The sequence below is a fragment of the Streptomyces sp. NPDC028298 genome, assembly GCF_055565895.1.
The window spans coordinates 1,471,260-1,484,369 of sequence record NZ_JBVHTL010000002.1 but is presented as its reverse complement, the minus strand read 5'-3'; the positions used below and the strand labels follow the sequence as shown (position 1 = coordinate 1,484,369).

Here is a 13,110-nt window from a genome sequence, read left to right as displayed (position 1 = left end):
GTCAGCTCCTTACGAGGGTGGACGCGGCCGGAGCCGGGACGCGTTCGGCGAGCGGCAGGACGGGCGGGATCGTCTCCGGGGACTCGCCCAGCAGCACCCTGCGCACCACCCGCTCGGCGGCCCTGCCGTCGTCGAACTGGCAGAAGCGCTCACGGAAGCGGGCCCGCAGCGCGGCGGCGCCCGGATCCGCGTAGGAGCCGTCGGCGAACAGCGCGGCCAGTTCGTCCGGGGTGCGCGCCACCCGGCCCGGCGGCTCCTCCAGCACGTCGAAGTAGACGCCCCGGGTCTCCCGGTAGACCTCCCAGTCGTCCGCGTACACGACGACGGGCCGGTCGAGGTTGGCGTAGTCGAACATGATCGACGAGTAGTCCGTGATCAGCGCGTCGGCGGCCAGGCACACGTCCTCGGAGGACCGGTGTCCGGTCACGTCGATGATCCGCCCGCTGCCGCGCCCGCGGCCCTCGTCGTAGAAGTAGTGGGCGCGCAGCAGGACCACGAACCGGTCGCCGATCGCCTCGCAGAACGCCTCCAGGTCCAGCCGGGACTCGAAGCCGGTGCTGTGGTCGCGGTGCGTCGGCGCGTACAGCAGCGCCGTGCGGCCCTCGGGCACCCCGAGCCGTTCGCGGACCCGGGCCACGTCCTCGGCGCTCGCCGTGCAGTAGACGTCGTTGCGCGGATAGCCGTACTCCAGCGCCTCGTAGCCGCCCGGGAAGGCCCGCTCCCACATCTGGGTGGAGTGGCGGTTCGAGGAGAGGTTGTAGTCCCAGCGGTCCACCCGGGCCAGCAGCTTGGTGAAGCTGCCGGTCGCGGCGGCCACCACCGGGAACGTCGACTGGTCGACGCCCATCCTCTTCAGCGGTGTGCCGTGCTGGGTCTGGAGGTGCACGCTCCCGGGCCGTTTGACCACGCCGTCGGCGAAGTTGGCGTTGTTGACCAGGTACTTGGCGCGGGCCAGCACCTCCCAGGCGCGCCGGCTGCCGATCACCGCGTGCTCGACGTCCTTCGGCAGCGCGTCCACGGCCTCCGGCTCGACCAGGAACACCGACCGGATGTGCGGGGCCAGTTCGCGGGCCTTGGCGTGGATCGCCGCCGGATTGCAGGCGTAACCCCGGCCCCAGTAGGCGCAGTACACGGCGAGGTTCTCGTCGAGCGGGCGGCGGAGCTGGAGGGCGTAGCGCGCCCGGGTGCGCAGGGTCCGGCCCCGCGGCACCCGGCGCAGCACACCGGAGACGGCCCGGTTCGTGCCGCGCAGCGCGCGGAACGCGCTGTACGCGCCCGCCGCGAGCAGCAGGTGCTGCACCCCGAGGCTGCCCGCCGGAGCCCGGAACCCGGCCGGGCGGTGCCGCCGGTAGAGCTTGCCCGCCCGGCGGAAGAAGGCGCGGCGGCGGCGCGCGGGCACCCGGACCGGATGCGCGGCCGTCTTCAGGACCAGCGAGAAGAGCTGGCCGAACAGCGCCTTCGACCGGGCCGCGGGCAGCGTCCGCCGCGAGGCGTGGACGAGGACCCGCTCGACCTGGTCGAGGAGGTCGAAGTGGTGCTCGCCCGGGGCGTTGAGCCGGCTGCCCTGGCGGCGCAGACGATGCCGTACGCAGACCGTCCGCAGCACCGCCGGCCGCTCGGCCGCCACGGTCACCAGGCCGCCCCAGCCCGTGTCCGTGTGATGCCCCTCGGGAAAGGCGAGTTCGTGCTCGGCCACGAAGCCGCGGCGGTACACGGCGCTCCACGCCGGGACGTGTACGCCGAGCACCTCCGGGGCCTTGTCGAGCGGGGGCGTGCTCGGCTCGCCCTCCCACCAGTGCACCCGCTGATGCCCGAAGTAGAGGACGTCCACGCCGGCCGCGAGACCCGCGTCCAGGGCGGCCAGGGCGCCCGGCACCAGCTCGTCGTCGCCGTCGAGGAAGAGCAGGTACGCGCCCTTCGCCGCCGCGATCCCGGCGTTGCGCGCCGCGCCCAGTCCGGGGGACGGCGGCGTATGGACCGGGACCACCCGGGAGTCCCGGTCCGCGTACGCGGCGGCGACCCCGGCGGCCGGGGCGTCCGGCTCGTCGCAGACCGGGATCAGCTCGAAGTCGCCGAAGGACTGGGACAGGACCGAGTCCAGCGCGCGGGCCAGGTGCCCGGCGACTTCGAAGGTGGGCACGATGACACTGAAGCGGGGCATTCTGCTCTTTCTCTCAAGGGGCGCCGGACGGGGGGTTCATCGCCCGGGGCGCCCGGCCGGCCGCCAGGTGGAGGGCCGGGTGGGCGTGGGCCGCGAGGGACTGGAGGGCACGCGGACTCCGGTTCAGAGGGTCTCGGTCAGCGGAACGACGCCCCCCGGAGCCGGGACGCCCGCGAGCGGTCGGTCGGTGGCCGGGACACGTGCCGGGGCCGCCTGGGCCGAGGGGACCGGCCGGCGTTCCGCGAGGGGGACGAACGGGGGCAGTCCGGCGCTCTCGCCGAGCACCACGTGCCGCACGACCCGTTCGGCGGCCCGCCCGTCGTCGTAGGGGCAGAACCGCTCACGGAACGCGGCCCGCAGCCGGGCCGCGTCCGGGCCGCGCCACCGCCCGGTCGCGAAGACGTCGATCAGCTCGTCCTCGTCGCGCGCGAGGGCGCCCGGCGGGGAGGCGCGCACGTCGAAGTAGGTGCCGCGGGCCGCCTCGTACGCCTCCCAGTCGTCCGCGAGGACGACGATCGGCCGGTCCAGGACCGCGTAGTCGAACATCAGCGACGAGTAGTCGGTGACCAGCGCGTCCGAGGCGAGGCACAGCGACTCGACGCTCGGATGTCCGGACACGTCGATGACCCGGCCGCCCGCCGTCTCCGTGAGCGGCGCCCCGTAGGCGGGGTGGGCGCGGGCCAGCACGACGAAGCGCGGGCCCAGCTCGCGCAGCACCCGCTCCAGGTCCGGGGTGCGCGGCCGGCTGTGCCGGTAGTCCCGGTACGTGGGCGCGTACAGCACGGCGACCGTGCCCGCGGGGATGCCGAGCGAGGCGCGCAGCCGTTCCACGTCCGCCGGCGTCGCGTGCTGGAACACGTCGTTGCGGGGCAGCCCGTACTCCAGTGTCGTGTACGAGGAGGGGAAGACCCGCTCCCAGACCAGCGTGGAGTGGCGGTTGCCGGACAGGCAGTAGTCCCACTTGTCGGCACCGCGCAGCAGCTCGGCGAAGTCGGTGCCGCGCGCGGCGGCCGGGCGGTCCTGGAGATCGAGTCCCATCCGCTTGAGCGGGGTCCCGTGCTGCGTCTGGATCATGATCTGGCCGGGCCGCTTGACCATCCGCCGGTCGAAGTCGACGTTGCTCACCAGGTACTTGGAGCGGGCGAGCGCCGTCCAGTACGCCGCCGTGCCCGGACGCAGCCGCCGCGTCCGGTCCGGGATCGTGTGGTGGTGCTCGGGGTCCGCGATCCACGCGGTGCGGATGTGCGGCGCGAAGCTGCGGAACGCGGACTCCAGGGCCCCCGGGTTGCAGCCGTGGCCCCGGCCCCCGTGGCTGGAGAACACGGCACGGTCGGCGCGCAGCGGGAGACGGAGCTGCACGCGGTAGTGGAACCGGAGCGCGGCGCCGCGCACCGCGCGCCGCAGCCCGGCGATCGGCCGCACGGCTCTCGTCCTGACCCGCGACAGGAAGGACAGCAGCCGGTACGCGCGATGGGTGCCGAGGCCGACCAGCGCGTGGCGCAGCCGGCTGCCCGGAGCGGCCGGCACACCGGGGACGCGGTAACGGCGGTGGTGCCCACGGGCCTTGCGCAGGAACTCGGCCCGGGCCTCGCGCGGCAGCCGGCCCCGCTTCACGAACACGGTGGCGAAATGGTCGATCATGCGCCGGAACAGCACGGGTCGCCACCGGTCCAGCTCCGGGTGCGCGGCGACATGCGCGAAGACCCGGTCGTACTGCTCGAAGACGTCGAAGTGCTTGCGGCTGCTGGTGCCGAGGATGCTGCCGTGGCGCCGCTGGCGGTAGTGCACGCAGACCCGGTCGAGGGTCGCGATCGTCCCGGCGGACATCAGCGCCGGATACGTCCAGGGCGTGTCCTCGTAGTAGCCGGGCGGGAACCGCAGGCCCGCGCGCTCGACGAAGTCCCGGCGGTACGCCTTGTTCCAGACCACCATCAGCAGCCGCAGCAGTCCGGGCCGTTCGTCCAGCCGGAACGGGGCCGGACCCTCCTCGGTGAGCTGCGCCGCGGCCTGGTTCCGGACGGCCTCGCCCGACCAGTACGTACGCGCGTAGTCGTACACCAGGACGTCCGGGTCGCCCGTCTCCTCCAGCCGGCCGGCGATGGCCCGCAGCGCGTCCGGGGTGAGTGTGTCGTCGCTGTCCAGGAAGATCAGGTAGTCCCCGGTGGCGCGGTCGATACCGGCGTTGCGGGCGCGGCCGAGGCCCACGTTCTCGGGCAGGTGCACGGCGAGAACGCGGGAGTCGCGGGCCGCGAACTCGTCGATGACCGCCCCGCAGGCGTCGGGTGAACAGTCGTCGACCGCGATGAGTTCGAGATCCGGGCAGGACTGTCCGAGGACGGATTCGAGGCACTCGTGCAGGTACGCCTGAACCTTGTACACGGGGACGATGACACTGAACCTGGGCACGGGGACATCCATGGGTCGGCGCGGGCATACCTGCCCGGGAACGGCCGAAGGGGTGACTTGGTTACGCCAGATGTGGCATCCGGGGGACGCCGGGTGAACGGCGAGGGGCGGGCCGGTGACCGGCCCGCCCCTCGAACACCCCTCGCGACCTGCCTACTTGACCGCGCCCGCCATCACTCCGGAGACGAACTGCCGCTGGAACGCGAAGAACACGGCCAGCGGGATCACCATCGAGATGAACGCGCCCGGCGCCAGCACGTCGATGTTGTTGCCGAACTGGCGTACCTGTGTCTGGAGGGCGACCGTGATGGGCTGGCTCCCCGAGTCGGAGAACACCAGCGCGACCAGCATGTCGTTCCACACCCACAGGAACTGGAAGATCCCCAGCGAGGCGATCGCGGGACCGCCGAGCGGCATCACGACCCGGGTGAACAGGCGCAGTTCACCCGCGCCGTCCAGCCGGGCCGCCTCCAGCAGCTCCCGCGGTATCTCCGCGAAGAAGTTCCGCAGCAGGAACACCGCGAAGGGCAGTCCGTAGCCGACGTGGAAGAGGACCACGCCGGTGACCGACCCGAAGACGCCGATCTTCCCGAAGAGTTCGGCGATCGGGATCAGCGCCACCTGCACCGGCACGACCAGCAGACCGACCACGCCGAGGAACCACCAGTCGCGGCCCGGGAACTCCATCCAGGCGAAGGCGTAGCCCGCGAGCGAACCGATCACGACGACCAGCACGGTCGCCGGAACCGTGATCAGCACCGTGTTGAGCAGCGAGTTGGTGATGTCGCTGTTCTCCAGGAGCTTCTGGTAGTTGTCCACGGTGAGCTGCGAGGGCGCGGTGAACACCTTCCACCAGCCGCTGCCGCTCATGTCCTCGGGGCTGCGCAGCGAGGACAGCAGCAGCCCGATCGTCGGCACCAGCCAGAACAGGCCGACGAGCAGCAGGAAGACGCGTACGACGCCGCTGCCCAGCCCGCTCGTGATCCGTGAACCGAGCGAGGGACGCGCCCTGTCCACGGCGGTGGCGGTCACCGTCTTCGTCAACTGTCCGGCATGCGTGCTCATCGCCGCACCTCCCGCCTGAGCCTGCGGACGTTGAAGGCCATCACCGGGATCACCAGCAGGAGCAGGAACACCGCGATGGCGCTCGCCACGCCCGGCCTGCCCTCCGAGAAGCCCTTGCGGTACAGCTCCAGGGCCAGCACGTTCGCGTCGTCCTGGGAGGAGCCGGGCGCGATGATGAACACCAGGTCGAAGACCTTCAGCACATTGATCATCAAGGTCACGGCGACGACCGCGAGCACCGGCGCCAGCAGCGGCACGGTGATCCGGCGGAACACCTGCCACTCGTTCGCCCCGTCGACCCGTGCGGCTTCCAGGAGTTCGCGCGGCACACCCGCCAGGCCCGCCGCGATCAGCACCATCGCGAAGCCCGCCCACATCCAGACGTAACTGCCGATGATGGCCGGGGTGACCAGGGACGGGCCCAGCCAGTCGACCCCGTTGTACGGCTCCGCGAAGTTGCTCGCCGGAAGCCGCAGCCGTGCGCCGTCCGCCTTGCCCGAGAGCGAGAACGTGCCGTCGTCGCCCACCTTCGCCGAGTCGACGACCTCGCCGTCCTTGACCGCCTCGATCCTCATCCCGGCGTAGCCCAGCTCGCTCGGGTCGACCTGGCCGAGCCTGCCGACGCCCTTACCGCGGGTGAAGTCCTGCCAGGCCGTGCCGGTGACCCGGCCCGGGTCCGCGGCCGCCCGCACCGCCTTCCTCGCGCTGCCCGGCATCTGGTCCGGGGCGACGCCGACCAGCGGCAGGGCGACGGACTGCCCGGTGTGCACGGTGTCCCGGGTGACGAATCCGCCCGCGTCGGGCGTCAGGGGCGACTCCCGGCCGGGGTGGGCCTTCGGGAACGCCGACGCCGGGGCGAAGGTGTCGTGCACCCCCACCCACACCGCGTTCGCGACGCCCTTGTCCGGGTCCTGGTCGTACACCAGCCGGAAGATGATGCCGGCGGCGAGCATCGAGATGGCCATCGGCATGAAGACGACCAGCTTGAACGCCGTTCCCCAGCGCACCCGTTCGGTGAGCACCGCGAAGATCAGCCCGAGCGCGGTCGCGACCGTCGGGGCGAACACCACCCAGATGACGTTGTTCTTGAGCGCCGTGCGGATCCCGTCGTCGGTGAACAGCGCCTTGTAGTTGTCGAACCCGGCGAAGCCGTCGCCCTGTTGGTCGTAGAAGCTGCGCACGACCGAGTACCCGATCGGGTAGACCACGAGCGCGCCGAGCAGCACCAGGGCGGGCAGCAGGAAGAGCACCGCCACCGTCCTGCGGGTCCCGGTCACGCTCTTGCGTGTACGGGCCGGGGGCACCGGTGCGGTGCCCCCGGCCGTCGCCGACGTCATGACCGGATCAGCCCTTGTAGGCCGCTGCGGCGTCCGATTCGAGCTTCGCCTGTGCCCCCGCCACGTCCTTCGGGTTCTTCAGGAAGTCCTGCAGGTCCTTCCACTCGCCCTTGCCGGGCGTGCCGCCGAAGGCCTGCGGGGCCTGGTCGGACATGTCGAAGCGGAAGTCGTCGCCCGCCGCGATCAGCGCCTTGGCCATGGCCTGCTGGACCGCGTTCGGATAGGCCGACCCGGCCACGTTCTTGTTGGGGGAGAGGTAGCCGCCGAGCTTGGCCTGGACGGTCGCCGCGTCCGGCGAGGCGAGGAACGTTAGCAGCGCCTGGGCCGCCTTCGAGTCCTTCAGGACGACGGCCGCGTCACCGCCGCTGACCACCGGCGCCTTGTCGCCGACCGCCGGGAACGGGAACACCTTCGCGTCCGTCCCGATCTTCGCCTTGGTCTCCGCGATGTTGACGCCCACGAAGTCGCCCTCGAAGACCATGCCCGCCTTGGGCTGGTCGCCGCCGGTGAACGTCTGGGTGACCGAGGCCGGGAACTCCGTCTGGAGCGCGCCGTCCGGGCCGCCCGCGATGAGGTTCTTGTCGCCCCACAACTGGGCCAGCGTGGTCAGCGCGTCCTTCACGGACGGATCCGTCCACTTGATCTTGTGCTGGGCGAGCTGGTCGTACTTCTCGGGCCCCGCCTGGGAGAGGTAGATGTTCTCGAACCAGTCGGTGAGCGTCCAGCCGTCGGCGCCGCCGACCGAGACCGGGGTGACGCCGGAGTCGTAGATCGTGTGCGCGGTGGCCAGGAACTCCTTCCAGGTCTTGGGCTCCTTGGCCCCCGCGTTCTCGAAGACCTTGGTGTTGTACCAGACCAGGGACTTGTTGGCGGCCTTGTAGTACACGGCGTACTGCTTGCCGCCGACCTTGCCGAGGTCCTGCCAGCCCTGCGCGTAGTTCTTCGTCAACTGGGCCTGCGCGTCCGGGCCGACGGGCTTGGCCCACCCCTTGTCGACGGCCTGCTTCACCGCGCCGACCTGGGGGAGCAGCGCCACGTCCGGGGGCGCGCCGCCCGCGATCTTCGAACCGAGGAAGTTGATGATCGGGTCCTGCGCCGGGACGAAGGTGACCTTCGCGCCGGTGCGCTTCTCGAACTCCGCGAGCACCTTCTTGAAGTTGGCCTGTTCCGCCCCGGTCCACACGGCGGCGACCTCCAGGGTGGCGCCGTCGAGCTTGGGCAGGGAGACGGAGCCCGCGCCGCCGCTCTCCGTGGCCTTGCCGCCGTCGCTTCCCTTGTCGTCACCGCCGCCGCCACCGCACGCCGTCAGGGTGAGCGCGCCCGCGGCGACGGCGGCCGCCGCGGCCTGTGCGGCTCTGCGCGCGCGGCGGGTGGAGTGATCGGGCGACCTGCGTATCTGAGGAATGCTGCGCATCACTGCCCCGTTCTTCGTTCTTCGTCGAACGTCAAAGCGGCTGCTGCCCGGATCACTCCGGTCTACGCCTGCCCACTCGGGGGCGGCAAGACCGCCGGTGGTGTCAAGTGGACGATCGTGACGGGGTCGTGACGTCGCGTCATGGCGCGGAAGTCCGCCGAAGCCGCCCACCCGCACCGGGACGGGAGCGGCGCCGACGCTGTGACGTGCGCGGCTGCGGGCACCGCTGACCGACACCGGTGACGCATTCCCGCCCCGCGGGGGTTCCGGTCGCGAGGCCCGGCGGTCGGGCGTCCCGGCCGCCGGTCGCGGTGATCAGGGTGCCGGGGTCCCGGGGCGTCGCGGTGGGGGCTGCCGGTGGTCGGTCGCTGTGGGCGGGTTGTCGGTGCCGCGGGGCGTCGCGGTCAGGGCTGTCGGTGGTCGGCCGCCGGGGGCGGGGTGTCTCCGGCGTGGGTCACAGGAGGGAGGGCATCTCCGTCGCGGAGACGGAGCGCGCGGCTCGTTCCAGGGCGCTGGCGAGCAGGGCCAGGTCGGTCGGGCCGTTGCCCAGCTCACGGACCGGGCGGCGGGCCGGCGGGTCGCCCATGCGGTGCCACTCCAGGGGGACGACCGTGGGGCGCAGGGTCGCCGTCCGCGGAATGCGCCCCGTGACCCGCCCGCCCTGGAACGGGATCTCCCGGCCGTCCGGGAGCCGCAACCGGCCCCGCCCGGGGGCGGGTTCCTCCGGTCCGGGCGACGGCGCGTCCAGGGTGACGCGCAGCGCGGCGGAACGCGTCAGCTCCGACGCGGCCGTACGGCCGTCGGCGCCGAACGCCGCCACGAGGTGCACCCCGAGCCGGTCGCCCTCCCGGACGACGGCCTCCAGAGCCCGTACGACGGAACCGGCCGCCGGACGTCCGGGGGAGCCCAGCGGGGGTGTCAGCAGGGCGTCCAGATCGTCGACGACCACGACCAGCCGGGCCAGCGGGGGCCCCGGCTCGGTCTGCCGGCGCGCGGCGGCGGGGCGCAGCCGCAGCGTCGAGCTGGACGGGGTGTCGAGGTCCGAGGCACCCAGGGAGGAGGAGGACCCGCCGGGCGAGCTTCCGCCCGAGCGCTGGGCCACGATCCGACCGGGGACCGTCCGCCCGGCGTGCCACTCCGCGAAGCCGAGCCGGCCCAGCAGCTCGGACCGCCGCTTCAGTTCGGCGCTCAGCGACTGGGCGAACTCCCGCATCCGCACGGGGTCGTTGGCCGTGAGGTGGGTGGTGACGTGCGGCAGGTCGGTGCAGACCTGGAGGCCTTCCCCGGCGCCCGCGCCGCCGTGGGCCGCGGTTCCGTCGCGTCCGTCCATCAGGACGATCCCGAGCCGGTCGGGCCGTTCGGCGGCGGCCAGGGACGCGGCGACCGAGCGCAGCAGTTCCGTACGGCCGCTGCCGGGCGGGCCCTCGATCAGCAGATGCGGGCCCTCGACGGGCAGGTCCACGGCGACGGGTCCGCGCGGACCGGCTCCCAGCACCGTCCGCGCCCGACCGCCGAACGCCTCGCTGTCGTCCGCGGCGTCCGCCCAACGCGCCATCAGGGAGGCGGGGGTGGCCCGCGCCAGCCCCAACTCGTCGAGCAGACGGGCCATCTGGGGCAGGGGCGCCGACACGCGCGTGTGCCGGTCCCCTGCCGTGCCGTCCGTCCGCAGCGGCGCCAGGGAGCGGGCGAACCGCTCGGCCCAGGCGAGCGACACGGCGTCCACGGCGGCGACGGTGCCGTGCCCCACGGGGCCACGCTGGAACTGGCCCGCGGCGCCGGAGGACGTACGGCCCGTGCGGGCCGTGCCGGAACCGTCGTGCCGTCCGGACGCCGGGCGCGGGATGCCCGCGTGGGTGGCTCCCCCGTGCCGGGGACCGGAGTGCGCCGACGAGCCGTTCCCGGCGCCGGAGGCACCCCGCCCGCCGCCGTCGGGTCCGCCGTGCGGTGCCGCCTCGGGGGCGGGCCCGCCACTGCCGCCCGGTGCCACCCGCATGAGCCGCAGCGCCGTGGCCACGTCCCCGCTCAGCAGCGCCACCGCCCCGCACTCGCGGAACGCCGACGACACCGCGCACGCCGCCTCGTAGGTCTCCGTCACCGGCGACGCGGGCGAGGCGGCGACCGTCTCGGCGAGGCACACCAGATGGATTCCGGCCCGCGAGCCCTCGTGCGCGAGGCGCGTCAGGCCCTCCCGTACGTCGGCGCCGCCGGGGTCCCCGTCCACGATCACCACCGTGTACGGGCCGTCGTACCCCTCGTCCATGTCGTCGGCCCGCGCCCAGGACGGCCTTCGTGCCGCGTTCCGCGAGCCGTCGTCGCCGGGCGGGGTGACGTGTCCGGCGCGTCCGGCGTCCGTGTCGTGCGTCCCGGACCGGGCGGCCGGAACCGCGGCACCGGCGCCGCCGGGGTGCGGACGGCGTACGCGCGGTGCCTCCCGCGCCTCCGCGAGGTGGTCCTCCAGGCGGCGCAGGAGCTCGTCCGCGCGCGCCGCCGCCTGCTCGCGGTCGTACGCGAGGAGCAGACGGCAGTCCTGGCCGTGGGCGGGACGCAGATGGGGGAGCCAGCCGAGCCAGGACCACTCGGCGGTGCGCTCCTCGACCGGGCGGGTCCGGTCGGTGCTGATGAGGACGATCTCCAGGGTGTCGGGGGAGTGCAGCGCGGCGAGCTGCGCGACGACCGCGCGGGCCAGCCCCGACAGCCGCGCCCGCGGTCCGGCCAGGCCCAGGGAGCCGGCCTCCCGCAGCCCGGCGGTCACCGGCACCGCGGGCAGCAGGCCCGAGCCGTCGGGGGCCGCCCGGTCGGCCGTGCCCAGCCGTACCGTCAGTGCCTCGGGGTGGCCCGGGCCGCGCTCCCACAGCCGGGCACCGGGGCCCATCGCGGTGAGCAGCAGGGTCGCCGGATCGGGCCAGCTCTCGGGCGAGCGCCGTACCTCGGGGAGGAGCTCCTCCACCGCGACCGCGCCGTCCTCGTACGTCTCCCGTGCCGGGGACGGTCCGCCGCGGCCGCCCGCCAGACGCCGGGCCCACGCGCCGATGCCGCCCCGCTTGCGCACGCCCGGCGGAACGTCCGTGCCATGCGTGGGTGTGCCCGTGCGGGCGGAGGGGATGCCGGAGCCGGGGGTGTCGGACGGGTCGGCCGCGCCGGGGCCGAAGGCCGCCGTGTCGGCCCGACCCGCACCGTCCGGCTCGTCGGAGCCCGCGGGGCCGCCCGTCTCGCGCGCGGACGGGCCCGGGCCGCGGCCCTCCGTCGTCGCGTCCCGGGGGCCGCGCTCGGTCCGGGGTGCCCGGCCCTGTTCCGGTACGGCGAGGGGCACCGCCCGTCCGTGCTCCTGCGCTCCGGGGACACCGCCCGCGGACGCGCCCCACTCGGCGGTCCCGTAGGCGTGATGCGTCTCGCCCGCAGGCGGCAGACCGCCGCCCTGGGTGAGGGAGGCGCTCTCCCCACGCGCGTGGGGCACGGCACCGCGCGGCTGCGTGGCGTCCGGTCCGGGGGCGGTGGCGCCCGGTGAGCCGTCCTCCGGGAGGCCGCCGGCCGCGGGGGGCGTGGAACCGGGGGAGGCCGAGCCGGGCCGAACGTGGGACCCGCCGGGCCGGTCTGCCGCGGGGGCGCCCGCCGGGACGCCGTGGCCGACGGTGCCGCCGGCCTGCGCGGGAACGCGCCCGGCAGGCCTGCCGGATCGGTCGGGGGTGTCGTCCCCGTACCCACCAGGACGGCTCGGGGTGTTCCCCGCGTACCCGCCGGAGCGGTCGGGAGCGTCTTCGGCGGACCTGCCATGACGGCTCAAGGTGTCACCGGCGTACTCGCCGGATCGGTTCAGGGCGCCTTCGGCGGACCTGCCGGAGCGGCTCGCGGTGTCCCCGGAGCGGCTCGCGGTGTCCCCGCCGGAACGGGGCGGGGTGTCCTCGGCGGAGCCGGTTCGGACGCGCACATGGCCCTCGCCGTCCGGAGCCGTCTCCACGAGGCCCGGGCCTCCCGGCGGGGCGAGCCGCAGGGCGGACTCGCCGACGCGCAGCAGCGCGCCCGCGGTGAAGGGGACGGGACGGCCGCCGACGCGGGAGCCGTCCAGTGTCGTGCCGTTCGTGGACCCGAGGTCCGCGACCGAGACGCGGCCCTCGGGGGTGACCGTGACCGCGCAGTGCAGGCGGGACACGTCCGGGTCGTCCAGGGGCACGTCGGCGTCCGCGGAGCGGCCGATGCGGATCTGGCCGCCGTGCAGCAGGTGCACACCGCCGGCGTCCGGTCCCGCGACCACGTGCAGCTGGGCCGACACGTCGTCCAGGTCGGGGCCGGGCTCGGCGGGCGCGCCCAGACTGAGCACGGCGCCGTCGGTCAGCGGCGGCTCGCCGAGCGTGCAGCGCTGGGCGTCCAGCCGCTCCGCGCCCGCGTAGAGCACGATCTGGCCCCCGCCGGACTCGCGGCCCCGCTCGCCCTGGGAGGGGCCCCCGCTTCCCCCGACCGCCGCGGCCAGTCCCGAGGCGACCGCGGCCAACGCCGTCCCGGCCGGCGCGGTGACCAGCACATCGCAGGCCGTGGCTCGCCCCCGCGGTTCCGAGGGCGGGCCCAGCGGGTCTACGACGGTCAGCCGGATCTGCATCGCCGTCAGGGGTCCCTTCAGCACAGGCGCCGCGGCGAGGGCGAGGCTGCGCTGCGGTCCCCCACCGCAGATCCCCCCACCGCACACGGGCACGTCGGCCAGTAACTGGAGGCATCCTCGCACCTGCCACCGACAA

General features: G+C 74.3%; 6 protein-coding genes. All 6 read right to left on the bottom strand.

Annotation, left to right across the window (positions count from 1 at the left end; genetic code table 11):
• Position 1 precedes the first annotated feature (1 nt).
• The 6 genes from ACZ4TO_RS14975 to ACZ4TO_RS14950 all read right to left on the bottom strand — a co-directional run bounded on the left by ACZ4TO_RS14975 (position 2) and on the right by ACZ4TO_RS14950 (position 12,974).
• A complete protein-coding gene (locus tag ACZ4TO_RS14975) occupies positions 2-2,161 on the bottom strand; it encodes a bifunctional glycosyltransferase/CDP-glycerol:glycerophosphate glycerophosphotransferase (RefSeq protein WP_385048914.1) in 2,160 nt (719 codons plus the stop codon).
• A gap of 123 nt (positions 2,162-2,284) precedes the next feature.
• A complete protein-coding gene (locus ACZ4TO_RS14970) occupies positions 2,285-4,567 on the bottom strand; it encodes a bifunctional glycosyltransferase/CDP-glycerol:glycerophosphate glycerophosphotransferase (protein ID WP_468024333.1) in 2,283 nt (760 codons plus the stop codon).
• A 153-nt stretch (positions 4,568-4,720) separates the two neighbouring features.
• Positions 4,721-5,632, bottom strand: a complete 912-nt coding sequence (locus tag ACZ4TO_RS14965; RefSeq protein ID WP_382790338.1) for a carbohydrate ABC transporter permease — start codon at positions 5,630-5,632, stop codon at positions 4,721-4,723.
• Positions 5,629-6,969 carry a carbohydrate ABC transporter permease gene (locus ACZ4TO_RS14960; RefSeq protein WP_468024332.1) on the bottom strand — a complete coding sequence of 447 codons (1,341 nt, stop codon included), beginning with the start codon at positions 6,967-6,969 and terminating at the stop codon, positions 5,629-5,631. Before ACZ4TO_RS14960 ends, ACZ4TO_RS14965 begins: the two co-directional genes overlap by 4 nt.
• A 7-nt stretch (positions 6,970-6,976) precedes the next feature.
• Positions 6,977-8,383 (bottom strand): ABC transporter substrate-binding protein, encoded by a 1,407-nt coding sequence (locus tag ACZ4TO_RS14955; RefSeq protein ID WP_468024331.1) that lies wholly within the window; start codon positions 8,381-8,383, stop codon positions 6,977-6,979.
• Positions 8,384-8,837: 454 nt separating this feature from the next.
• A complete protein-coding gene (locus ACZ4TO_RS14950) occupies positions 8,838-12,974 on the bottom strand; it encodes an FHA domain-containing protein (protein ID WP_468024330.1) in 4,137 nt (1,378 codons plus the stop codon).
• Positions 12,975-13,110: the final 136 nt, after the last annotated feature.

Coding starts and splice junctions, on each gene's coding strand:
- ACZ4TO_RS14975 (WP_385048914.1), bottom strand. CDS start 2,161: ATGCCCCGCTTCAGTGTCATCGTGCCCACCTTCGAAGTCGCCGGGCAC.
- ACZ4TO_RS14965 (WP_382790338.1), bottom strand. CDS start 5,632: ATGAGCACGCATGCCGGACAGTTGACGAAGACGGTGACCGCCACCGCC.
- ACZ4TO_RS14960 (WP_468024332.1), bottom strand. CDS start 6,969: ATGACGTCGGCGACGGCCGGGGGCACCGCACCGGTGCCCCCGGCCCGT.
- ACZ4TO_RS14955 (WP_468024331.1), bottom strand. CDS start 8,383: ATGCGCAGCATTCCTCAGATACGCAGGTCGCCCGATCACTCCACCCGC.
- ACZ4TO_RS14950 (WP_468024330.1), bottom strand. CDS start 12,974: ATGCAGATCCGGCTGACCGTCGTAGACCCGCTGGGCCCGCCCTCGGAA.